At 58.6% G+C, this 23,111-nt stretch carries 18 protein-coding genes; 9 read left to right on the top strand and 9 right to left on the bottom strand.

What is annotated here, in order from left to right; translation table 11 throughout:
- Positions 1 to 77 precede the first annotated feature (77 nt).
- The 3 genes from HV796_RS07630 to HV796_RS07620 all read right to left on the bottom strand — a co-directional run bounded on the left by HV796_RS07630 (position 78) and on the right by HV796_RS07620 (position 2,968).
- The gene (locus tag HV796_RS07630) at positions 78 to 860 is read right to left on the bottom strand and encodes an STAS-like domain-containing protein (RefSeq protein WP_217477859.1); all 783 of its coding nucleotides are present in this window, start codon (positions 858 to 860) and stop codon (positions 78 to 80) included.
- A 398-nt stretch (positions 861 to 1,258) separates the two neighbouring features.
- Entirely contained in the window at positions 1,259 to 2,743 is a 1,485-nt protein-coding gene (gene zwf / locus HV796_RS07625; protein WP_175225864.1) for a glucose-6-phosphate dehydrogenase, read from the bottom strand.
- Positions 2,744 to 2,755: 12 nt separating this feature from the next.
- Positions 2,756 to 2,968, bottom strand: coding sequence for a hypothetical protein (locus HV796_RS07620; RefSeq protein WP_175225863.1), 213 nt, complete (start codon positions 2,966 to 2,968; stop codon positions 2,756 to 2,758).
- A gap of 309 nt (positions 2,969 to 3,277) precedes the next feature.
- Between HV796_RS07620 and HV796_RS07615 the strand changes: the two genes are divergently transcribed.
- From HV796_RS07615 to HV796_RS07605, 3 genes are all read left to right on the top strand, one after another.
- Entirely contained in the window at positions 3,278 to 5,827 is a 2,550-nt protein-coding gene (locus tag HV796_RS07615; RefSeq protein WP_175225862.1) for a hypothetical protein, read from the top strand.
- A gap of 54 nt (positions 5,828 to 5,881) precedes the next feature.
- Positions 5,882 to 9,694, top strand: coding sequence for an RHS repeat domain-containing protein (locus HV796_RS07610; RefSeq protein ID WP_175225861.1), 3,813 nt, complete (start codon positions 5,882 to 5,884; stop codon positions 9,692 to 9,694).
- Positions 9,695 to 9,765: 71 nt separating this feature from the next.
- On the top strand, positions 9,766 to 10,782 hold the full coding sequence (locus HV796_RS07605; RefSeq protein ID WP_175225860.1) for an RHS repeat-associated core domain-containing protein: 1,017 nt from the start codon (positions 9,766 to 9,768) through the stop codon (positions 10,780 to 10,782).
- 63 nt (positions 10,783 to 10,845) lie between these two features.
- Here the strand turns inward: HV796_RS07605 and lhpI are convergent, their stop codons facing one another.
- The gene (gene lhpI / locus HV796_RS07600; RefSeq protein ID WP_175225859.1) at positions 10,846 to 11,766 is read right to left on the bottom strand and encodes a bifunctional Delta(1)-pyrroline-2-carboxylate/Delta(1)-piperideine-2-carboxylate reductase; all 921 of its coding nucleotides are present in this window, start codon (positions 11,764 to 11,766) and stop codon (positions 10,846 to 10,848) included.
- 86 nt (positions 11,767 to 11,852) lie between these two features.
- Positions 11,853 to 12,860, bottom strand: coding sequence for a trans-3-hydroxy-L-proline dehydratase (gene lhpH, locus HV796_RS07595; RefSeq protein WP_175225858.1), 1,008 nt, complete (start codon positions 12,858 to 12,860; stop codon positions 11,853 to 11,855).
- A 195-nt stretch (positions 12,861 to 13,055) separates the two neighbouring features.
- Here lhpH and HV796_RS07590 point away from each other — a divergent pair, with 195 nt between their 5' ends.
- Together HV796_RS07590 and HV796_RS07585 are read left to right on the top strand one after the other, a co-directional pair.
- Positions 13,056 to 13,787 carry a FadR/GntR family transcriptional regulator gene (locus tag HV796_RS07590; protein ID WP_175225857.1) on the top strand — a complete coding sequence of 244 codons (732 nt, stop codon included), beginning with the start codon at positions 13,056 to 13,058 and terminating at the stop codon, positions 13,785 to 13,787.
- Between the two features lie 215 nt (positions 13,788 to 14,002).
- On the top strand, positions 14,003 to 14,857 hold the full coding sequence (locus HV796_RS07585; protein WP_175225856.1) for a helix-turn-helix domain-containing protein: 855 nt from the start codon (positions 14,003 to 14,005) through the stop codon (positions 14,855 to 14,857).
- A gap of 20 nt (positions 14,858 to 14,877) precedes the next feature.
- On the opposite strand, the gene HV796_RS07580 is transcribed toward HV796_RS07585, so the two are convergent.
- Entirely contained in the window at positions 14,878 to 16,815 is a 1,938-nt protein-coding gene (locus tag HV796_RS07580) for an ATP-binding response regulator (RefSeq protein ID WP_175225855.1), read from the bottom strand.
- Positions 16,785 to 17,243 carry a putative pterin-binding protein gene (locus HV796_RS07575; RefSeq protein ID WP_246355763.1) on the bottom strand — a complete coding sequence of 153 codons (459 nt, stop codon included), beginning with the start codon at positions 17,241 to 17,243 and terminating at the stop codon, positions 16,785 to 16,787. Before HV796_RS07575 ends, HV796_RS07580 begins: the two co-directional genes overlap by 31 nt.
- 294 nt (positions 17,244 to 17,537) lie before the next feature.
- Here HV796_RS07575 and HV796_RS07570 point away from each other — a divergent pair, with 294 nt between their 5' ends.
- Positions 17,538 to 18,485 (top strand): phosphoribosyltransferase, encoded by a 948-nt coding sequence (locus HV796_RS07570; protein ID WP_175225853.1) that lies wholly within the window; start codon positions 17,538 to 17,540, stop codon positions 18,483 to 18,485.
- A gap of 97 nt (positions 18,486 to 18,582) precedes the next feature.
- Here HV796_RS07570 and HV796_RS07565 read toward each other — a convergent pair whose 3' ends face one another.
- The gene (locus HV796_RS07565) at positions 18,583 to 20,265 is read right to left on the bottom strand and encodes an ATP-binding domain-containing protein (protein ID WP_175225852.1); all 1,683 of its coding nucleotides are present in this window, start codon (positions 20,263 to 20,265) and stop codon (positions 18,583 to 18,585) included.
- 261 nt (positions 20,266 to 20,526) lie between these two features.
- On the opposite strand from HV796_RS07565, the gene HV796_RS07560 reads away from it, so the two are divergent.
- The 3 genes from HV796_RS07560 to HV796_RS07550 all read left to right on the top strand — a co-directional run bounded on the left by HV796_RS07560 (position 20,527) and on the right by HV796_RS07550 (position 22,420).
- Positions 20,527 to 21,153 carry a glutathione S-transferase family protein gene (locus HV796_RS07560; protein WP_175225851.1) on the top strand — a complete coding sequence of 209 codons (627 nt, stop codon included), beginning with the start codon at positions 20,527 to 20,529 and terminating at the stop codon, positions 21,151 to 21,153.
- Positions 21,154 to 21,226: 73 nt separating this feature from the next.
- Complete coding sequence (locus tag HV796_RS07555; protein WP_175225850.1) at positions 21,227 to 21,853, top strand: glutathione S-transferase family protein; 627 nt, start codon at positions 21,227 to 21,229, stop codon at positions 21,851 to 21,853.
- Between the two features lie 33 nt (positions 21,854 to 21,886).
- Positions 21,887 to 22,420 carry a Fur family transcriptional regulator gene (locus HV796_RS07550; protein ID WP_175225849.1) on the top strand — a complete coding sequence of 178 codons (534 nt, stop codon included), beginning with the start codon at positions 21,887 to 21,889 and terminating at the stop codon, positions 22,418 to 22,420.
- Positions 22,421 to 22,505: 85 nt separating this feature from the next.
- Here the strand turns inward: HV796_RS07550 and HV796_RS07545 are convergent, their stop codons facing one another.
- Positions 22,506 to 22,916, bottom strand: coding sequence for a response regulator (locus tag HV796_RS07545; RefSeq protein WP_134193475.1), 411 nt, complete (start codon positions 22,914 to 22,916; stop codon positions 22,506 to 22,508).
- Positions 22,917 to 23,111 lie beyond the last annotated feature (195 nt).

Raw genomic sequence — 23,111 nt, 5'->3', positions numbered from 1 at the left:
AAGCGGGCGACGTTGTGCACCAACGTCCTCCGCAAGGGCGGCGCGACTCAAGCCACGCTGCCCGGCTCGCCCCGGCGCTATCCGCCTTGTTCTCGCTGCGCACGTGCACGCGAAATCATTTGCAGCACCGATACATTTGCGTTGACCGGCAGCAACTCCGTTTCCGGGTGCTCGACGGCAAATACACGAAAGATCTGATCGGCAAACGCCTGCCCGATCGCGTCAACGTTCCTGAAGTCGAGCACCACCCTTCTGAACAGATCGAGTCGCGCGAGCAGTCGTTTCGCTTGCGAGCGCGAAATCAATCCGTCGCTGCCGTATCTGGCCAGATCGACTGGAACCACCGTTTTGTCGAACGTGTAGTCGTCGCTTTCGGTGTACTCGTCGAAGACTTCCCTGGTGGTGTGTTTCGCACTGTTACTCAGGGTCATGAAAACGGATGTACCGTTTGCCGCGATCTCGCGTTCCATCACCACGTCTTCATAAGCATCCTTATGGTGATCGAAATAGAGGGCGCCCGACAGAATGCCGAACTGGTCGAACATGCGGGACGTGAAAAAAATCCCCTCACCCGAATGGTTACGGGGATCGGTCGTCAGTTTGCCTTTGGCCAGTTCGAAAATTGCGTGCCGCTCGTCCAGAAGATTCAGTTCCGCTTGAATCTTTCTGAAGATGCCGATGCCGTCGTCAGAAATCATGATTTCCGTGGAAAGCGCGGTTTGGGCAATCTTCACCAGAACCGCATTTCCGTTGGAGTGATCGATTGCGTTGTTGAATATCTCAGTGAAGCCGTGGTGCCAGATATTCACGATATTGGCCGGAAGAGATGCAACACATGGCTTCACCGCGTCGCTCCACACCACGTCTTCTTCTAGCGGCTGTGTGAGCGGATAACGAAAGCCCTTCGAGAAAAGCGGGACCAGCCGGTAGCGCGCGTCCCGTGTATTGCCTTCCTTGACGATCGCGCCCTGCTCCCGCAACACAACGAGGTGCTTATTGACCGCCTGGCGGCTGATCGAGAATTTATCCGCCGCGAGTGCTACGACGTCGCCGACATGCAACTCGATATGCTCGAGCAGGAAGCTTCGCACCTGCTCGCCTTGTGGACGTACCCGGGTAATCAACGCGCGCCCCTTTTGACAACCTTGCGTTCTTTTATTGTCAACTTTAAGGCGATTATTGTCAACCTTAAGTCGCGCTTGACCCGGTTCGATGCTCCAGAGGCCGAGCCTATGCCGCGCTCGGCCTCATCACTAAATCAGGACTCTTCCGACCAGACCATATTCTCCCGCGCCATCAACGCGGTCGACGCACCCGGCCCGAACGTGCCGGCCGTGTAAGGCCGCGGCCGGTCGCCGGCGCGCTTCCAGCCTTCGATGATCGGATCGGCCCACGCCCATGCAGCTTCCAGTTCGTCGCGGCGCATGAAGTGCGTGAGGCGTCCGCGCACGACGTCGATCAGCAGCCGTTCGTACGCTTCCGCGCGCCGGCCCGTGAACGCTTGCTCGAGATCCAGATTCAGATTGACCGGCAGCGTGCGCATGCCGCTGCCCGGTTCTTTCGCGAGCATCTGCAGCTCGATCGACTCGGCCGGTTGCAGTTGAATGACAAGCCGGTTGCCGCAATTGCGCGGGCCGCATGGGCTATTCGGCATGATCGAGAACGGCAGGTCCGCGAACTCGATCACGATCTCCGACAGCTTCTTGCCCATCCGTTTGCCGGTGCGCAGGAAGAACGGCACATGCGCCCAGCGCCAGTTGTTGATATGCGCACGCAGCGCGACGAAGGTTTCCGCGTGGCTGTCCTTCGGCACGTTGTCTTCTTCCAGGTAGCCCTTCACCGGTTCGCCGCCCACCGCGCCCGACGTGTACTGCCCGCGCACTGTGTCGCGCGACAGATCGTCGGCGGTCATCGGGCGTAGCGAGCGCAGCACCTTTAGCTTCTCGTCGCGCACCGCGTCCGGGTCGAGCGATACCGGCGGCTCCATCGCGACGATGCATAGCAGTTGCAGCAGGTGGTTCTGCACCATGTCGCGCATTGCGCCGGTCTGATCATAGAAGCCCGCGCGGCTGCCGACGCCGACCGTCTCCGCGACGGTGATCTGCACGCTGCGGATATACGGTGCCTGCCACAGCGGGCCGAAGATCGCATTGCCAAAGCGCAGCACCATCAGGTTCTGCACGGTCTCCTTGCCCAGATAGTGGTCGATCCGGTAGATCTGCGTTTCGGCGAAGTGCTTGCCGACCGAATTGTTGATCGCCCGCGCCGATTCGAGATCGTGGCCAAGCGGCTTTTCAAGCACGACGCGCGAGTTTGTGTCGATCAGCGCGTGTGCGGCGAGGTTGTCGCAGATCGTCGTGAACAGTTCGGGCGATGTTGCGAGATAGAAGATGCGCTGCACTTCGGGCCGCGATGCCTGTGCGAGGCGTGCGTAGTCTTCGGCGTTATCGACGTCGACGCGTACGTATTCGAACAGCGCGAGGAATCTGTCCCATGCGGGCGCTTCGAGCGCTTTTCGTTCGATGAACGGCTTCGAGTGCTCTTCCATCCAGCCCACGTACTGATCACGCGTCCAGTCGCGGCGGCCGATCGCCAGGATGCGCGTGTCGGCGGGCAGGTTGCCGTGCGAATGCGCCATGAACAGCGCGGGCAGCAGCTTGCGGGCGGATAGGTCGCCGGCGCCGCCGAAGATGATCATGTCGAGGGGGAGGTCCAGCGTAGCGGAAGCGTTGGAGGTTGTCATAGCGCGGTCGCATCAAGTGAAAAGCAGCGGTCGGGGAACTGGATCAAACGAAAAGCGCGACAGATAAGCGGCCATGCAGAGCGGACGACTTGAGCCGGGTTCGGCATCCAGCCGCGACGGTTTTCGTGAGACGCCTATGGTGCAACGTTTTTGCGTTGTTTGCACGTAGGCCTCGGCAAGAAAAATGAACACTGAACGGTCGTGCGTGGAAATGACCGCGGTCATTTCGTGTCTCATACACCACGTTTTAACCCACCAATCGGCATTTATGTTCAGCAGGTCCGATGACTCCTGTGTCGAATGCACGTTGTGAAAGTCGTTATTTATCCTCCTGTAATAAATCAGTGGCACACGCAGCCGCGCTGATTAGTCTAAAACACAAAATCCACAAATAAAAATATGAAACCGTAAATCAACTGTTTGGCACAATTGTTAACATTGTCCTCCAAACATGTCCCGTCTAATATTCCAGTGACGCAAGGTTTTTCATGCCAACTCCCGTGAAACCCGGAAACGTCGGAGCGATTTATCATCATGAAGATAGCTAATTATGCACCTGACACTACGGATAGTGTCACCTGGGATAATTTCGGAAGCTTTGATAAGTTGAATATCAAGTTTACATACGACACAACCAACCCGCCGATGTCCGTAGGTTATTTAACGGCAAACGCAACCAGCCAGTTGAGCGTAACCTTATCAGTTTCCTGTTATGACAAGAATGGAAACCCACTGACTGGATTATCCGGCGACGACCTGTCAAGCGCCCTCTTACCGGTATACAGCGACACCGGGGAACAGCTTGAATTAACGTCTGAGGCATCAAGGAGCAACGCTGGCAACCCACTCGCGTACGTCTGGCACGGAGAATTCAGTTCGGATAACGGTAATTATACGATCAGCTATTTTATCTCTGCTCAACAAACCGCACTTGGAACCAATCCGAAGATTTGTGCGGTGTTTGTACCACCGACAAATGGTGAATCGCCAGACACGCCTTCCCCTGTTTTAACGATCGACGTAATGGATAATGCCTGGATGTATCTGGGTTCATTATCAGCCTTGCATCTTTCTTTCAGCGACTACCCTACAGACGACAGTAGACAAATATGTGCAAACGATCAAAATCAGATTGGTATTACCGTTACCGCCACCTGCCTTGACGCATTGAATAATCCGTTATATCAGATGCTTCCGGACAATCTCCTGGATGTCGTCGAGCTTATTTACTATGATTCAGGTAACGAATTGACGTGGGTCGAAGACCTTGCACCCGACACCGACGGAAATCCATTAACCTATGCCAGGTTTTTGGCTCTGCCGGCCAAAGAGGTGCATCTTACCCAGGGGCAGGTCAGCATTGTTTCAACAATGGATGGAACTTATTCAATAACGTATTATGTTTCGGCTCCTGCTAAATCCGATGGGCAGAATAGCAAGATCGCCGCCAGGTTCAGCTCGGATAGTTCCCACACGTACACGACACAGAGCGGTTCACCCTACGATTGCTCACTAACAGTAATTCCTTGCAGCAGTCCGTGGTGGAATTTGAAGAGCGTATCCGCATTGACCATCGAATTTTCAGACTACCCAAGCTCCACAAGTCGGGTCATAAATGCAAATGATGAATATCAGGTCGCCGTCACAATCACAATGGTGTGTAGCGATCAGGATGGGCAGCCGCTCGAAGGGCCATCATCCAGCGATTTTTTGAATTACATTTCCCTTATATATTTCGACTCTGCCGACCCGGTCGATAAAAGCGGTGGTAATCCTCTCATCTACACGGATACACCGGTTAGTGAGCATCCATTATTCGTCCAAGCCGCGACCATACAAGATTCGCCTGGAACATTCTTAGGGATGTACTACGTGTCCGCGCCATCCGGATCAGATGGTACAACATCTAAAATTTCAGGAAAATTCTCCCCCTCCGTCCAACCCGACACGAAATCATCCAACTACTTGACCATTAAGGCTTTTGCAAGCACGTGGTGGAATATTGGATCGATTTTAGAGCTGGATATTAAATTTAAAGAGAATCCCGACGCGTCAGGTTGCACAATATACGCAAATGGTTTAAATCAGGTTCCCGTTACCGTAAAAATAACGGTTACTGATCAGGATGGCAATCCGATGACCGGAATGGATGATAGTCTGACTGACGCAGTTCGCTTGATCGATTACACGACGGGAGATGAGATTCCATTTACAACCAACCCTTCAGGCGATATTACTGGAAACAGTATCGTTTATTCCAATATTTCGTTAACCTACGCCCACGGCATGTTTGATCAGTCTAATCGTCCAAACTTCGCCCCAAGTATTTCCAAGATCGGAGATTCAAATGGTACTTACACGATCGTCTACTATATTTCAGCACAAACTAGTGCAGCTATTGAATTAGGCAACCCTAATGAATATCCGGTGGCAGCAGAATTCACTGCATGCGGAGTAACCCAAACCACTCAGTCCGGTTCAGGATTCGACAAACACCTTCAAATTGCCGTCGAATCTGCCAAAGTATACAAATCCGCTGATTTTTCATTCAGCCGAGAGGACGCGGCGAATCAGGTCGATGTTACTTTTTTCAATGAAAAGGGTAATGAACACCAGAGCACATGTGACGTTGACAACTGGTATCTATCTCTTACCGATGAAAATTTTTACATCGCTGACGCTGACGTTTCATACCCGGACCAGTCTGGTTGCTTCGGAATATACGATCATCAAGTTGGTGAATTGCGCAATGCTACGTGTGTTGAGACATACAAATATGACCAGACACCAACAACTGCAAACGTAAGTTTCATGGTTTACCATGCGACGACCTACGATTATTCGGTTACGGCAGCGAGTCACGCATTCTCTGTGCCTATCAGCAAATACCCAGAGGCTCTAACATTTACGCGAATCACAGCCTCGACAAACGCATCGTATTACGACGCAGGTGACAATTATTGGAAGCATAGTACATGCTCGATTCACGATCAATACGGCAACCATGGTGAAATATACGTCCACCCCAATAAAGATGAGGATTGTAATAGCCTATATATCAACGATTCACCGACAGATCCTTGATATTTTTGATATGCGTGCACGTGTTCCCTTAAGTGAGAGATTCCCGGAGACGATATGTCCGCCAAATTCTTCAGCCAGGCAGGATCCAACTTTAAGAATCCTGCACAAGGGCGAGTCAACGCAAGGACGGGACAGTTCACAGTCAGTCTGAAAATTGGGGATTTGATCGCAAACAACGGTATGGGGCCCAAACTGCCACTTACCATAGAATACGTTCCCTTCGATAACGACAACGTATATGCGCTGGGAATCGGATGCAGCCTTGGTTTATCACACTACGATCGCGCAAATCTTCTTCTCACAACCAGCTCAGGCGAACAATACAAAACAATCGAATCAGGTGACGGTTCATCCGTAAGCATAAAACAGAGAAATGCGGAGAATTTTTTGTTTCTGAAAATCTCGGACATCGAATATCGCCACATCTCGAAATCAGGCGAAGTCGAGATTCTGAGCTCCCGATCGATGTCGCCCAATTGTTTCGTTCCCATCCAGATTATAACTGACGTGGGTTATCAATTAAATTTGACATGGCAAGCTAATGGAGAGCAAAATCAACTGATTACCGTACGCGACGAAAAGAACACCTTGTGCGAATTCATGTACGATCCAACCTGCAAAATTAGAGTTTTCCCAGATTCGTCGGAAGAATATCAAATCACCCTGGGGACACAAAACAAATATTTATCTGAATATAAGGTCCTTACTGACTCGGATACCTACACCTGGAGCCTCGAATACACCACGGTGGGCGGAGAAACACTGCTGACGCGCATCACCGATCCGTCGGGATACGTGGAGCATGCCGTCTATACAGACGCCGTCATGCAGTTTCCTCCGGGCGCAAATATGCCGGCTTTGCCTGCGGTAACGCAATACGTACAGTCCCCGGGAATGTCACAGCCAGACACGACGGTTACTTACGACTACAGCAACTATAACTACCTCGGGTATGGCATCGCCAATTCTTGGGATGCTGAGAAGGACAATTCTTGCACGGTACTAAGCGATACCGTCTTCTATACGAGCACCGAAACGATATCCGATACGGACGGAACGACCCGCAGCACGATACGCAAATTTAATAACTACCATATGCTGGTTACCGAAACGATTGTGAACGGAAATACCTCGAAAAAAAGGGAGACCAATTTCGTCTATTATGCAAAACCTGGAGTCGAATACGAAGAGCAGCCCCCTCAGTTCCAGCAACCAACGTCACGCACCATGACCTGGACCGAAGGCGATCTGCTTCGTACTGAAACCGTAGATACCACTTACGATGAGTATGGGAATCATCTGACCAAGAAAACAACAGGCAAAGAGTCGACTGAATGGACATATTATTCCGCTGCGGGGGAAGCGGGTAACGAGTACACGGGTTGCCCACCCGACCCATATGGTTTCGTTACCAACGTAAAGACCAAAACGGTCACTCCCGCACCGTCTGAGCTCAATGATTTTTCCGAAGAACAGACGCAATTCAAATACACAAGCTTCAAAACACGCAGTGGCAGTCCCGCAGACAGTTGCCCTTTGCTGAGCATGACGACGAAGTTTCGCGATGGTATCAAGCTGCAATCGAACGGAATCACGTATGACTCCACGGACAGCAGCAACTATGGTCGAGTAGCGAGCGTGGCCAATACGTTAATCAGTGACACCCCCGGTTACACACTTGCGTTGACGTATGAAATCCAACAAGACGCACTGAAGCAGACCGCGATAGTCATTGGTTATGACAATACCCAAAAAACAAAATCGGTCAGCCATTCAGTACTAACTAATAGATTGCTGTCCGAGCAGGACAGTCTTGGCAACACGACCGAATATACCTATGATCATCTGGGACGGCCTGTTTCTCGTGTTCTCAATCCGGGGACGCCCTACGAAAACGAAATAACCATTTCATATGACATAAAAAAAGATCCCACCAATGAAGAAAAAGTAACGGATATTTTGACTACGTACAGAGACTCCTCAGGGAGTACAGAGCAGATTCACTACGACGGACGGCATCGTCCAATCCGGTTGAGTCAAAATTCAATTGACTCGGGTCAGAGTGATACTTTTTTTGATATTGCAATCGCAAACTACAACGCGTTCGGTCACCCAGCCGACCTGACCACGAAGGATTACGCGGATCCACTCAATCTCAGCCCCACGTCCCAGCAACACATCGAATTTCTGTACGACGATTGGGGTAACCGGGAAGGAACCCGATATGACAGTGGGCAAACAAAGTATCAACGCTATGACCCAGTCACGCTGACTCAAACTGAGCAACTGACAGACAACGCAGGAACGCCCTTGCTCGGAGCTCAAGTCACCACATTCGATGTAAACAAAAATCCGCTTAAGGTTGAACGAAAGGATTTGCAGCAAACAACCGTGAGCACAACAACCTATGTCTACGACGGCTCTGGCAGACAACGCCAATACACGGATGAGGTCGGAAATATCACAACGTACGACTATGACGAATTCGATCGCGTGAGCACAGAAACCGCCCCCGACGCGACCGTTGTTGAGAAAACGTACGACGCCCACTCGACAGAGTCCCTCATCGCAACCATCAAGGTTAGCCGGTCCGACAATCAGGTCGAACTGGGCGCTCAAACTTTTGACGGACTCGGACGCACAACTCAAAGTCACACCGGCGGTCGGACTGAAATCAGCTCTTACGAGGCTGGCAATGATGCGCCTGCGACCGTCACCGACAACGCGGGCATTACGCTTTCCTATGACTATGTGCCGGAACTGCAAAGTGCGATAAGGCATGTAGGCGGACCGACGCTACTTCAGGACTTCACATACGACGCCCCGACAGGGCGCCCGCTCGACGCCAGCGAGGCTGGCAGCTATGAACGCTCATCGCAATGGACCTCCGCTGGCCGCCTCTTGCTTGAGCGGTTCACGCCGACAGGTGGGCCACAGCGCGAAGCCAGTTATTCCTGGACACTACGGGGCAAGCTTCTTTCCTACACTGACATCACAGGCAATGTCCAGCAGCTCTCGTATGACGCATATGGCAGGCTCTCGAAGATTGCCGACGAGGCCGTTACCGTTACGTTCGCCTATGATCCGGCGGGACGCCTCTACATGCAAAAAGCAACTGACTCGAGCTCGGGAGCATCGCTCACGACGCAGTTGTCGTACGACGACCTGGGCAGAGAGGTGACTCGCGAACTTGCACCGAGCGGCGGGGCACCCATCGTGACCATCACCCGCACCTACTACACGAACGATCAACTGCAATCGTGCAAAACAGTACAGGGAAGCGAGACGCTGCGAGAGGAGCAGTACACGTACGATAATCGCAATCGCCTGGTCGACTATTCGTGCACGAATGGGAGCCGGCCTCCGGTCGACGGCTACGGTCAGCCAATCGCGTCGCAACACTTCACTTTCGACATGCTCGACAACGTCACGGAGTGCATCACGGCGATTGCGCAAGGCTCTGCAGCGTCGGACACGGCAACCTTCCACTACGACAATCCGTCAGACCCGACTCAGTTGACGTCGGTGACTCACGCTGGGAACAGTTCGTATCCGGCCGTCATCGAACTTGCTTACGACGCGAACGGCCGCATGACGATGGATGAGAGGGGCCGCACGCTTACCTACGACGAGGCCGGGCGGTTGGCTTCGATCGTTTCCCCGGATGGATCGAGCGCCGAGTACCACTATGACGCGAATGACATGCTGGTGATACAGATATTGAACGGAAACGACATGCGGCAGTTGTACTACCGGGGGCAATCGCTCGTGGACGAGGTACGCGCGACGCAGAACGAAGCTAGCCGCTTTATCCAGACGCCCACTGGATGCGCCGCCGTTAGCGACGAGTCGATGACTTCGCCGTAAGGCATCGACGTGTCATCGTGCTATACACGGCAAACTTGGACAGTGCATCGACTACCGAGCGGAGAACGGCCATGACCTCGTACCTAACCGGCACCGACCGATCCGAAAGCTTGCTGCTAGCGATATCAGGCGGGACGTCGCAAGACATTGCTTATTCTCCGTTCGGCAGCGCTCCATCGACCTCTATCGACGAGGTTCCCTTGCCGGGTTTTAACGGTGAACGGCGCGACCCGTTGTGTGGTTTCACCCACCTCGGAAACGGATATCGCGCCTATAACCCGACCTTGATGCGCTTCACGTGCCCCGACAACGAAAGTCCGTTCGGAGTGGGGGGAATCAATGCGTATACGTACTGCGGTAGTGATCCGATCAATAAGGTCGATCCGAGTGGAAAACAGTTCGGAGAGTTTCTGCTTGGAATGTTTGCGTTCACCCGGAGAGTGACAACGGAAGCCGTAGGCGCCGCATCCACTAAGGCAGCCACCGAAACGGGGCGAGTTGTTACCGCCGCAGCCACGACTACATCGGTCGCCATGAATACCGGGGCAGCATTTGCAGAAAACCCCAAGGCACAGAAAGCGCTCGGAACGTTAGGAGCGTTGGCCGGGATCTGGGGGACATTCTCGGTTATAGGTGACGTCTATCATACGATGCGCTTCGCCGCGCATGAGGTACACAGGGCTGAACAAGTTGCCGTCCAGCGAATCAGGATGTTCGATGATGAGGTTGCAACACATTTCGGCGGGCGCCGTCGCGATGCAACATTGCACCGGCAAGGCAGCATTCGACGCCGCAACCTTCCCGATCCGTCCGTAGTCGACGACGATGCCGTTCGAGATAGTTCGTCGTTGCCCAGGAACTCTGCCGTATCCAGTCAATCCTCGTCGGAGACGAGCACACAGGGAACCAGATCGAGAAGCACCCGGAACGCGACGACCCAAACCGAGACTTCGCGAAATGAATCGAATGAGAGTCCTCGCCGTACAACCAGTCAATCGGGTGCTGCGCAATTCGATGAGGGAAGTGGTCCGCAACCCTGGTTATCCAATATCCGCCGCTTATCCAGTTCCGGAGAGATATTCGTATAACGTGCGCCTTGATCGATGCCAATACCGTTCATTGTCCTGGCGTGTAGCCGCGTACGATCATTGTTAGCGTCGATGATGCAAATCGCGCGCTAGTCGACAGGTCGCCAGATCCCAAGCGGCACAGCCTACAGTCTTAAACAGCCGCGCCTTGCTGTCGTCGTAGACAGCGGCGGCGATCCCCGCCACCTTCTCCCAATCCACCCCCGCCTGAATCAAATCCCCCGCTTCATGTTTCGCCCCCGCCGGATCATCAACAAACACCGCACTTCCGTGCAAAGTCCGCGCGCCGATCTCCGCCATATCCGGCTTGAACGCCCCAACACCGACCACAAGCCGCCCTGTTCGCGGCGCTTCGTCATAAACGGGCGTACGGCTCGTGGTCAGCGTGATTACGAGGTCCACCGAATCGGGCACCGCCTCGCCGCCATCGAGCGGCTGCAACCGCCTCACCTTCGCCGCATGTTGTGCGCAGAACGCCTGCGCACGCGCCGGCGCGCTGCCACGCACACGCACTAGCGCATCCGGATACAACTCGCCGAGCGCCTCCAGATGATTCACCGCTTGCGTTCCCGTGCCGATCAGCAGCACATCGCGCGGCGCCGCGCGGCTTAACGTACGCACGCCGAGCATCGTCATCGCAGCGGTGCGGCGGCCGGTCACCGTCGGGCCGTCGAGCATGAATAGCGTCTCGCCGGTATCCGGCTCGATCGCCATCACCTGACCATGAATGGTGGGCAAACCACGCTCACGATTGCGCGGACACACATTCACCAGCTTGTGAATCGCGAGATCAGGCGCAGTCGCCGGCATCGACAACAGCACACCGCCGTCGTTCAGCGGCACAACCAGCCGCTCGGGGCTCGCGATGCGCCCTTCCGTATAGTCGACCACCGCAGTCGCCAGCGCATCGACAAGCTCCGGATAAGGCGTAAGCCGGGCCGTCTCGGCAACATCGAAAAGTAGCATGGCCGGGCTGTGCGACATATCGATAAAGTCTCCGTCGGAGTCGAGTCAGATCGACAGTTGTTTGACTAGTAACAAACACCACGCGCGACGCCAGTCAGCGCTCATCACCGCACCAAAAACCCATACGCCAACGGATCCCGCTCGTCCACAATCCAGTTCGCAAACCCGCAGATGAACGCCTCGCCTTCAATCTCCGGAATCACCGCATCGAACCGATCGAGTTTTGTCTCCCGCAACACGCGCCCGCGAAAAATCGTCCCGATCACCGATTCATTGACAAGCGTCTCCCCTTCCTTCAACTGCCCGCGCAGATAAAGCTGTGCGACACGCCCCGCGGTGCCCGACCCGGTCGGCGACCGGTCGACCTCGCGATCCGCGAAAACGCAGCAATTGGCCTGCGTCGACCCCGGATGGCGTGGCACGTTATCGACAATCGTCCCATACACGTGATTGATTTCCGGAATGAGCGGATGCTGCACCTTGAACGCGTCATTTGCCGCGCGCTTCACTTCCGCGCCGAAGCGGATCAACCGCTCGATCTCCGACTCCCGCACCGCCAGCTCAAACGGGACTCCCGACGTATAGAAATAAAACGCCCCGCCAAACGCGATATCGCCACGCACATCACCGAAGCCAGGCGTACGCACCGTTACATCACGGGCCCAGATAAACGACGGCACATTCACAAACCGCACGCTACCCGCATGCGTGCTGTCCCATTTAACGAACGCTTCGATAAACCCACAAGGCGCATCGATGCCCACCCGCGTTTCCGGCTCCGTCCGCTCGACCCAGCCAAGCGACACCGCCGCGGTCGCAAGCGCAATCACGCCATGGCCGCAATGGTCGCTATACCCCTCGTTGTGGACAAAGATGATGCCGAAGTCCGCACCTTCGCTAACCGGATCGGTCAGATACCCACCGTACATATCGGCATGCCCGCGCGGCTCGAAAATCAATGCCCGACGCAAATGGTCCGCATGCTCCTTGAGCCACATCCGCCGCTCAACGATGGTTTTCCCCGGAATTTTCGGCAGCCCGCTGGTGACGATCCGAAAAGGCTCGCCAGCCGTGTGCACTTCGACCGTGCTGATCACGCGGTTCAGTTTCATGACCCTCCGGCTCCCTGCATTGCTTTTGGCAACGCCGACGAATGATCCTTTATGCAGACCATTGTTGTCTCCAACTCAACCTGTTCTATACTGGTGCAGAATGTAGACCAGCGTTGGTTCTATTTCAACCAATTTCAAAAATACCGCAGCCAAACTGGTCGGATTTCTGATCAGTCATCCGCCGCGCATTCGGTCATGACATTGCTGCCGCCGGACAACCCGTTCCGACCCAAACAGATCTACGAGCAGGTCGCCGAGCGGATGCGTATCGACATCCGCACCGGTCAGTTCTCACCCGAGTCGCGCCTGCCGTCGGAGCGCGAGCTGGCCGCGCGCTTCGGCGTCGGGCGGCCCGCGGTACGCGAGGCGATCGGCGCGCTGCAAAACGAAGGCCTCGTGGTCACGCGGCGCAACTCCGGCACCTACGTGTGCGGGGACGCGCTGCACCGGCTCGCGACCGCGCCGGCTGGCGGCGCTGGGCCGTCCGATGCCGACTTCAGCCCGACCTCCGCCCTCGATGTGCGCGCTGTGCTCGAACCGGCGATCGCGCGGCGCGCGGCCACGCATGCGCAACGTGACGAGATCGCGGAGCACTACCTCGCGCAGATGGATTCGATCACCGACGTGAACGACGCCGCGCAGCGTGCACTGTGGAACGATAGCGACCGGCTGTTTCACCGCCAGCTCGCGGTGATGACCGGCGACGCGCTGTTCGTGAAAATCGCCGACGAAGTCGCGAAGGCGATGAACCAGCCGCTGTGGAAGCGGCTCAAGGACGACGCGATCTACGACATCAGCCGCATTCGCCTCTATGTGTCCGAACACCGGCTGATCTACGAGGCGATCGTCAACGGCGAGGGCGACGCGGCGGCCTTTTACGTCGAGCAGCACATCATGCGCGTGCGCCGCGATATTGCACCCAAATGAGTCCCCCCAATGAGCGCACCGGAATGACCGCACCCCGATGAGCCCCGCCGAAACAGACACATCGAAGTGAAGCAAACGCTACGTACTCACCCGCGTAATGCGTCCCGCGTCAATCCAGTAGTCATCCTGATGCAATTCGCATCCACTTCCTCGGTAGAATACGCGTCAGGCGCCAATGCCAAACGAATAACTCAACGACTGAACAAACATCCAGCATGCCCAACGACGCCCAATCCCCGGACTCCGTCGCAGTCGCAGAACGTGTGCGCGAGCTGATGAGCCGGCACGGCATCGCAAAGCGCCAGCAAACCAGTGAGTTGTGCCGCATTCTGGATCTGAGCTTTTCGCAAGGCCACCGCAAATTGCGCGGCAACAGTCCGTGGACGTTGTCGCAAATCCGCAAAGTCGCCGAAGTGTTCGGCGAACCCGCCGCGCAGCTGTTCGGCGCGCAGACGCTCGACCCTGGCATGGTCGGCGCCACCGCGCAGGAAGCGACGTTCTCCGTCGGCCCGCTCGAACTCGCGTGCACCGCGTGGGTCGGCGCGCCGATCGAGCCCGGCAGCCGGCCCGAGTTCATCGCGTGGGTCAAGCACGACCAGTGGCGCGTCGTGCGCTGCGACGGCGCGCTCTACCAGAACGCGTTCGAGGTGCACAAGATCGAGATCTACCCGCGCCGCGCGGAAAACGACAAGTCCTTGATCGCAGTCGTCGACGACGACCATGCATCCGCCGACAATCTGCGCGATTACCTGGAACGCAGCGGCTTCGCGGCCGTCGCGATCTACGGTCTCGCGGCGTTCAACGAGTCGTTGCAGACGCAGGTATTCGACGGCGTGGTGATCGACTGGCTGTTCGGCAACCAGACGTCCGCGCAGGCCATTCGTGCGGTACGCGCGTCCGAAAACCCGGACGCACCGATTTTCGTGCTGACCGGCGAACTGTTGACCGGCAAGGCAAGCGAATCGGAAATCAGCGAGATGATGCGCACCTTCGATGTCGCATGCTATGAAAAGCCCGCGCGCATGGCGATCCTCGTGGCCGACCTGTCGAAGCGGCTGCGGCGCTTATAGCGCCTATCGCCGACGCGCCGTCACGCGACCGCCGCGGCGCCGCCCTGCCCGCTCAGCGCGTGCTGCACGGCGGCCTGCAGCACATCGTAGCGCACTGGTTTCGTCAAACAGTCGAAGAAAAGACGCGCGGCGTCGTGCGTCTGCGGCAGCTGTCCTTCGGGCGCGTAAGCGGTTACCGCAATCACGCGCACGCTGCGCGCACGCGCATCGCGCGCGGCAAACTCGCTGATAAACGCGTAGCCGTCCTTGTCCGGCATCTGCAGATCGAGCAGGATCAGCTCGCAGTGCCGCGTCGCCAGCCATTCGAGCGCGGCGTCCGCGCTGCCGACCGCCGCGCCGTCGCAACCCATATGCTCGACCATCTCGCATAGCGACTCGCGCACCAGTTCATTGTCGTCGACAACCAGCACGCGCGGTCGCGCGCCGCGCCGCTGCGCATAGGCGGCCACGCGCGCCGCCATCGGCAGCTCGACCGGCTTGACCGGAATCGTCACAGTGAATGTCGTGCCCTCGCCGACCCGGCTGTCCACCGCGATCTCGCCGCCGAACAGATCGACAAGACCCTGCACAATCGCGAGCCCCATGCCCGCGCCGTCGAAGCGCCGCGCGCGCGACTCGTCGAGCCGCGTGAATTCCTTGAAAATCAACGGAATCTGGTCAGCCGGCACGCCCGGCCCGGTATCGCCGACCTCAACCACCAGCGCATCCACACGCTGCTCGAAGCGCAGCGTCACCGTTCCTTTCTCGGTATAGCGGATCGCATTCGTCACCAGATTGGTGACAATCTGCCGGATTCGATGCGGGTCCGATTCGACGAGACCGGCCACGCCGCTCGCGCTGCTCTCGAACGCCAGACCACGCGCCTTCGCGGCCGGTTCGCTTTCATCGACCACCGACGCGAGCAGCTCGCGCGGATCGAACTGCTCGTGCCGCAATTCGAGCTTGCCCGCGCCGAGACGCGCGTAGTCGGTCAGGTCCTTCATCTGGGTTTCGAGCTGGCGCGCGGCGGTCTCGAGGCGCCGGATCACCTTGCGATCGGCGTCGGAATGGAAATTGAAGCCGAGCAGTTCGATCGACGACACGATCGCGTGCAGCGGCGTGCGCAATTCATGGCTGATCATGCCGAGGAATGCGTCCTTGGCGAGACTCGCTTCGCGTGCCGCCCGGGTCGCCTCGTGCTCGGCATCGAGCGCTGCGCGCTGCTGTCTGATCAGCTTGGTGCGGCGCCGCGCGTTCACGACCAGCTGCACGCTCGCCGCCGCCGACAGCATCAGCAGCACGATACCGGCGACGAACAGCAAGCGCCGCTTCGCGATGAAATCCGTGCTCAGCGCCGCCCGGTCCGCGACCTCGGAGACGCGGCGGCTCAGCGCGAGGTCATTGAGTTCTTCCCAGTGGCGGCGCAACTCCAGCACGATCTTGTCCGCGCGCATCGGGTCGCGCGGCAACGCTTCGAGCGTCGGCTCGAGCGTATCGAGCATGTCGGTCAGCTTCTGGATTTCGCGCTGCTGCTGCTCGGCGAGCGCCGCCTGTGCGGCGAGTTGGCGCGTCGAACCGGCCATCACGCGCAGCTTCGACTGCAGCAGGTGATACTGCAGCCGCAGTTGCGCATAGTTGCCGTCGACGCCCGTTTCGTACTGCAGCAACTGGCTCTCGAGCCGCGCGTAGGCAATCTGCAGTTGCGCCGCGTCCCAGTAGAAGCCGTCATAGGCCGCGGCGCGCTCCGTCACGCGCGGGTTGAGCAGCGCCGAATACAGCAGGTAGCCGATCGCCGCGGTCGGCGCGGCGAGCGCGGTCAACCAGATCAGCGCGTACACGAGACGACGCCGCCACGCATGCGGCAAGCGACGCACGCCGGGCTGCGGCGTCGCGGACCGATCCGCGGATGGCTGCCCGACGGACGGCCACCCCGCGGATCGCCGCCCCGTCACTTGACGATCAGAGCCTTGATCTGCCATACGAATTTCGCATCCGCCGTTGCGCCGGTCAGTTCCGCCGGGTACGCGTCGCGCGGATAGATCAGAAAGAGCGGCCCGAAATCGCTGATCTTCAGCCGCTTGCCGTTCATGCTGTATGCGACGATCACGCCATAGCGGTCGGTATCGGATACCGGCACCGTGTACGTGTAGTCATCGTAGGTATGCAGTTCGATGCGATCGCCGTAAGCGCCTACCGTCTTCAGAATATCCGCGAGCAACGGGCCCGAGAAGGGCGATTTCGGCGTCCATGACGTTGACGTCGAAATCGAATGCGCCGGCAGCGCAAGAATCTGCGCTTCCGAAAAGTGGAACACCCGGTGTTCGGAGTCCGTCGTGCGGGCGATCTTGCCGGAGACGTCGAGCGACATCGGCGTCGCCTGCGCTGCTGCCGCGCAGCATGCGAGCATGGCGATCGTAAGCCCGTAGGGGGCGGTGCCTATCGTGCGGCGCACATGCCGCGCTATCCCGTGTGATTCCCGCATGGTCTGGCCTTTTCTTTTCCGTTGTTTGTCGTGGTTCACCGCGCGCATCCGCAGCTCGAAGCACGCTTTCGGTGAACCGCATGCATAATATCGCCTCCATCCCGAAAAAGCCGTCCCGCTAGCGCGGCGCCTACGCGTATCGACACACCGGCCCCCTTTAGGCATCCATTCGCGCCCCTGGACCCCAACCGCGCCATTGAACGCAAACGAACGCCAGCCATGAAAAAGCCCGTTCTTCCGCTCACTTACGAACAGCTCGACCACTGGATCGAATCGCTGCAACCGACCTTGCTGGCAGAAGAATTTTCGGCCGCGATCGGCGTTCTGCGCGGCGGCGCGCCGCTCGCATTGATGGCTTCGCACAGCATCGGCGTGCCGGTCGCGTTCCTCAGCTACGACCGCCGCGCCCGGCACGTAACATGGGATTCGTCGTTGCCGTTGCCGTCGCTGGGTTCGAAAGTGCTGTTGTGCGAAGACATTGCGGGCCGCGGCTTCACGCTGGTCGACTGCATCGCGTTTCTCGAGCAGCATGGACTGGTCGTGAAGACGCTGACCGGCGCGTTCGATGAACTGAGCCGCATCCGCCCCGACTTCGCCAATGACGCGACCGGCTACTTCGCGCTATTTCCATGGGAACGCCAAGCGTACACGGAAGGCTACCGCGAAGACTGGCTGGAAGTCGAAGCCGGCGAAGCGAGCGCGATGGCGGAGGACCACGAATACGCGAGCTACGCGATCGACCTCGACGGTATTCTGCTGCCGGACGTGCCGCTCACCCGCTACGATGCGGACCTATCCGCGGCGCTCACCGAACGCGACGCGCTGCAGCCGTTCGACGTGCTGCCGGGCATCGACCTGGAGCATGTGCGCGCGGTGATCACCGGCAGGCCTCAGACGGACCTCGAACGCACCCGCGCATGGCTCGGGCGGCACGGCTTCGGCCACCTCGAACTGGTAATGCGTGTGCCCGACCTGCACGACGAAACGCCAGCGGGCGCCGCCGCTCATAAGGCGGCCGCCGCGATGCGCTGCGGCGTCACGCACTTTATCGAAAGCGATCCGGTACAGGCGCTGCGCATTGCGCAGGCAGCCCCGCTGCTGCGCGTGATCTGGTGGGATGCCGCAACGCGTACCGGCACGCTGGTGAGCGCGTCGCGCTGGCGCTGACGTTGGTGCGCTGACGTTGACGCCATTTCCGCTCTGATGCCCCCGGCGCGCGGGCTGCCAGCCGCGCCCGGGTTCGTTCAAACAGGCGCGGCTTCGTTCACTGCGCGCCATGAGCCGGTTCGATCGCCTCACCCAGCTGCAGATGTTGCGCCGCGCGTTGCGACGCGACGACAATCAGCTTCATCGTCGCGCGTGTCGCACCGACGAACAGCTTGCGCGCGCTGCGTTCGTCGAAGGAATCGAAATCGACTTCGGTCAGAATCACGCACGGCGCGGACTGGCCCTTGAAGCGGTAGATCGATTCGAGCAGCACATCGCCGTCGCGGTACTCGGGGCTGCCGAACAGATCGTATTTGCCGGTGAAACTGCGCAGCCGGTGCGGACCCAACTGGTCGAGCGCGGCGAGCACCGAGCCTTCGCGCCCGCGAAACGACAGCACCACGATGTCCTGCTTGCGAAAACCGAGCGACAGCGCCTGCGTGATTGCACGCTTGGTCGCATCGACGCAACTGTCGGCGGCTTCCGCTTCATCGTAGGTCGATAGCGCAATGTCGGACCCGTCGAACGGACTCGCAGCCGCAAGCCCCGCCGCAAGCGGCACCGATGCGCCGACCACGTCGCGCAGATAGTCGAGGATATCGCGCGGACTGCGGTAGTTCGTCGATTCCTTCAGCACCGTCCAGCCCGGCAGCGCGACCGGCTCGCGCATATACAGGTTCTGCAACGGATCTTCGAGCCACCACCACGCGCCGCCCGGCCGCAGCACGCGTTCAAGCGCCGGCACCCATGCCTCGCGAAAGTCCTGCCCTTCGTCGACGATCAGCACATCGTATTGCCAGCGTGTGTCGATTGGCGTTTGCGCGAACACGGTTTCGAGCTGCGCGAACACGTCGGTGGCGGCGAAATCCGGCACGCGGCCGCTGTCGCGCGCGATCCAGTCGCATAGCTGGTGATAGTTCGCGACCTTCGCTTCGGGCGGCGCGACACGCGCGATGTGATCGGCAAGCGGCCGGTTGAAGCAGACGTACAGCGGCCGTGCGCCGCGCGCGACCGCGTCTTTCATCACCTGCACCGCGAGCTGCGTCTTGCCGGAGCCGGCGGTGCCGATCACGCGCAGCCGGAACGGCGTGAACTCGAGGCGCCGCGCCCAGGTTGCGAGACCGCCGGCGAGGCGCGTGACGAGTGTGCCCGCCTGTCCGACCAGCGCGCTCGCGTCCGGTGTAAGCGACAGTTCGTCGGCGAGGAAATGGTGAATTTTCGGCGCGCATGGCAGACGCGGCTCATCGGCCGGCAGCGCGTCGCGAATGATCGCCGCCAGCCGCTCCTTGCGCGTCGCATCGACGATACGCGCCGGGTCCACACCCGCGATTGCCGCATCTTTCACCGCATGATCGGGGCAGTACAGCAGCCCTTCGATGAAATACGTGCCCGCGCCGAACGCCGCGGTAAAACGCCGATGCAGCCCTTCGACGGTGCGCGCGAGCGCGATCGCGACATTGCGCTCGGTCTGCAGATACGCCTTCACGAGCCCCTTCGGCGTCTCGCGCAGAAAGCCGGTTTTCTGCTCGATGATCATTACGCGCCCCGAGGGTCCGACGATCACGAAATCCGCTTCGCCGAACACCGAAAAGCCTTCGTTGACGCGCGTCCAGTGCACGCCGTGATACACGGTGTAACCGGCGGGCAGCGCCTCTTCGAGCAGCGCGAGCGTTTCGCGTTCGCGCGCCGCGGCGCCGGTGGCGGCGACATGCTTCCAGTCGTCGGGAACGATGCGGGCCATGCAATGCCTCGTCGTAGTGGGATTCGATAGGGGCGGTGGTGCTACGTGCGATACCACGTGCGGTGCTTATCGGCCTGTGCGCCTGTCGGCGCCTGTTGACCCCTGGCGGTGCCGCATCGCAAGAGACCGCTCATTGTACGCAATGCAAATCGCCGCATGCTTCGAACGTCGGTACGATGATTCGGCTTCGTGTATCGTTAACCGTTGAACGCCGCACCCGTGTGCGGCTTGCCAAACTGTAATGTCAGAAGGACTTTGCCGGTGATCAGAATCTGGGGACGCAGCAACTCCGTCAACGTTCAGAAAGTGTTGTGGTGCTGTGACGAACTGGTGCTGCCGTACGAGCGCATCGATGCAGGTCTGCAATTCGGGCGCAACAACGAGCCCGAGTATCTGGCGATGAATCCGACAGGCCGCATTCCGACGCTTGTCGATGGCGACTATGTGCTGTGGGAATCGCACTCCATCCTGCGCTATCTGGCGATGCAGTATGGGGAATCGAGCAGTCTCTACCCCGCTGACGCAAAGGCGCGCGCGAGCATCGATCGCTGGCTTGACTGGACGCTGTCGATGCTGGTGGCCGCCGAGCGCCCGGTGTTTCTCGCCGTGGTGCGCACGCCCGCGGAACAGCGCGATACCGAGAAGCTCGCCGCCGACCTGAACGCAGTCGCGACGCTATGGAAAATGATCGACGCGCAATTGCAGGGGCGCTTTCATATCGAGGGCGAGCATTTCACGCTCGCCGACATCGTGATCGGCTCGTACGCGAAGCGCTGGTTTGGACTCGATGGTGTCGAACGGCCAGCGCTGCCGAATCTCGAGCGCTGGTATCTGCGTCTTGCGACGCGCTCCGGCTTCCGGAAATACGTCGACTTCCCGCTCACCTGATTGCTGAGCACCGCGCCGCGCGCGTCACCCGCGTGCACGCTGGCAGCGCAGCGCACTTCCGCACACACGACCGATGACCATTACGCTCTACGCCTGGGCAACACCGAATGGACGCAAAATCAGTGTCGCGCTCGAGGAAATGGAACTGCCGTACACGGTCAGGCCGATCAACATCGGCAACAAGGAGCAGTTTCAACAGGAATTCCTGAGCATCAGCCCGAACAACAAGATCCCAGCGATCGTCGATCCGCAAGGGCCGGATGGCCAGCCGATCAGTGTGTTCGAATCGGGCGCGATATTGCTTTATCTCGGCGAGAAAACCGGCAAGTTTCTGCCCCAAAGCCTGCGCGACCGGGTGCCGGTGCTCGAATGGCTGATGTGGCAGATGGGCGGCTTCGGGCCGATGCCGGGACAGGTTCACCACTTCGCCGCGCTGCAGTCCGAAAGCGAGCGCCAGTATGGGCTCAAGCGCTTTTCCGCGGAAACGCGGCGGCTCTACGCGGTGCTCGATACGCGTCTTGGCAAGACCGAATATGTCGCGGGCGATCTGTCCGTGGCCGACTTCGCGATTCTCGGCTGGGCATGGCGCCACGAACGCCATAAGGTCGATCTTGCCGACTATCCGAACGTGCAGCGCTGGTATCAGACGATGTTCGCGCGGCCCGCGGTGCAGCGTGGCTTCGACGTGAAACTGGACTGAATCCATGCGCGCGGGCCATTTATAATTCAGCGCATGAAAAATGCAAAGGCCTCCGTGGCCGCCGAAAAACCCTCGCCCGCTCACGCACGAGCGCATGCCGGACACCGCCATCCCGCTTCACCGGAGGCGGCACTCGCGCTGGCCGACGCGTACTGTCGCGAGCGCGGTGAAAAGCTCACGCCGCTGCGCCGCAAGGTGCTCGAGTTGCTGCTCGCATCCGGGCGCGCGACAAAAGCGTATTCGCTGCTCGACGAGATGCGCCAGATACATCCCGGTTCGGCGCCGCCGACCGTCTATCGCGCATTGGACTTTCTGCTGTCCGCCGGCCTTGTGCACCGGGTCGAATCCATCAATGCGTTCACCGTTTGCCACGATCTGACGCAATGCCAGCACGGCATGCTGGTGGTTTGCCAGCAATGCGGCAGCGTCGCCGAACTGCATCAGCCGAAATTGCGCGAAGCGCTGATCGCACAGGTCGAGCATGCCGGCTACCGTCTTGCCGGCGAAGAAATCGAACTAAAAGGACTATGCGCGGACTGCCAGGCGGCGCAGGCCGCCAGCAATTGACACCGGCAGCGGGCGCCACCCTGTAAAACGACGCACACACGGGCGCTACTGCGGCACGGCAAAGCCCCGCAACCGCAGCGGCACGCTAACCCGCCGCACGCGCGCCGATGGCGTCATGCAGTATCGTCACCAGTGTTTCCGGACGAGCCGGCTTGGTCATGAAATGCTGGAATCCTTCGCCGATGCTGCGCAGCCGGTAGGCTTCGTCGGTATGGCCGGTAATCGCGATCGCCACCGCCGGCGCGTGATCGCCACGAATCTCGTGATCGCGCAACCGCTGGATCAGATAGAACCCATCCATCGCGGGTAAGTCGATGTCGCACACGACCGCGTCGGGCATCACACGCACCGCCGCTTCGACTCCCTCCTCCGCGTCCGACACTGCGACCACATGTGCGCCTTCGGATTCAAGCAAGCTCTTGAGTGACTCGCGATTCTGCGGGTCGTCTTCCACAAGCACGATCGTCGCCTGATCGAGCCTTAATACACCGTTCATTTTTACGTTGTTACCCAAAAAGCTGTTTGTGCAGCTGTTTATGCATTCTGACGTGGTCTTGTCAGGCACCTGCACCGCGCCAGCGCCGACAGCGGATAGACTGTACGACTTTCACTCTCTTGCAGATTTACATGACGTTCTTTCACAGACTGCGGGCGCGCTGTTCGCCGTTCGGTCCATGTCAATCTACCGTGC

The organism is Paraburkholderia humisilvae, from assembly GCF_902859855.1.
Classification (GTDB): domain Bacteria; phylum Pseudomonadota; class Gammaproteobacteria; order Burkholderiales; family Burkholderiaceae; genus Paraburkholderia; species Paraburkholderia humisilvae.
Note: the sequence above shows the minus strand (reverse complement) of the source record. Positions and strands in the feature narration are given on the sequence as shown.

Bases quoted from the DNA above. Each gene is read 5' to 3' on its own strand.
- zwf (WP_175225864.1), bottom strand. From the start codon at position 2,743: ATGACAACCTCCAACGCTTCCGCTACGCTGGACCTCCCCCTCGACATG.
- HV796_RS07620 (WP_175225863.1), bottom strand. From the start codon at position 2,968: ATGACCGCGGTCATTTCCACGCACGACCGTTCAGTGTTCATTTTTCTT.
- HV796_RS07615 (WP_175225862.1), top strand. From the start codon at position 3,278: ATGAAGATAGCTAATTATGCACCTGACACTACGGATAGTGTCACCTGG.
- HV796_RS07610 (WP_175225861.1), top strand. From the start codon at position 5,882: ATGTCCGCCAAATTCTTCAGCCAGGCAGGATCCAACTTTAAGAATCCT.
- HV796_RS07605 (WP_175225860.1), top strand. From the start codon at position 9,766: ATGACCTCGTACCTAACCGGCACCGACCGATCCGAAAGCTTGCTGCTA.
- lhpI (WP_175225859.1), bottom strand. From the start codon at position 11,766: ATGTCGCACAGCCCGGCCATGCTACTTTTCGATGTTGCCGAGACGGCC.
- lhpH (WP_175225858.1), bottom strand. From the start codon at position 12,860: ATGAAACTGAACCGCGTGATCAGCACGGTCGAAGTGCACACGGCTGGC.
- HV796_RS07590 (WP_175225857.1), top strand. From the start codon at position 13,056: ATGACATTGCTGCCGCCGGACAACCCGTTCCGACCCAAACAGATCTAC.
- HV796_RS07585 (WP_175225856.1), top strand. From the start codon at position 14,003: ATGCCCAACGACGCCCAATCCCCGGACTCCGTCGCAGTCGCAGAACGT.
- HV796_RS07580 (WP_175225855.1), bottom strand. From the start codon at position 16,815: ATGGCAGATCAAGGCTCTGATCGTCAAGTGACGGGGCGGCGATCCGCG.
- HV796_RS07575 (WP_246355763.1), bottom strand. From the start codon at position 17,243: ATGCTCGCATGCTGCGCGGCAGCAGCGCAGGCGACGCCGATGTCGCTC.
- HV796_RS07570 (WP_175225853.1), top strand. From the start codon at position 17,538: ATGAAAAAGCCCGTTCTTCCGCTCACTTACGAACAGCTCGACCACTGG.
- HV796_RS07565 (WP_175225852.1), bottom strand. From the start codon at position 20,265: ATGGCCCGCATCGTTCCCGACGACTGGAAGCATGTCGCCGCCACCGGC.
- HV796_RS07555 (WP_175225850.1), top strand. From the start codon at position 21,227: ATGACCATTACGCTCTACGCCTGGGCAACACCGAATGGACGCAAAATC.
- HV796_RS07550 (WP_175225849.1), top strand. From the start codon at position 21,887: ATGAAAAATGCAAAGGCCTCCGTGGCCGCCGAAAAACCCTCGCCCGCT.
- HV796_RS07545 (WP_134193475.1), bottom strand. From the start codon at position 22,916: ATGAACGGTGTATTAAGGCTCGATCAGGCGACGATCGTGCTTGTGGAA.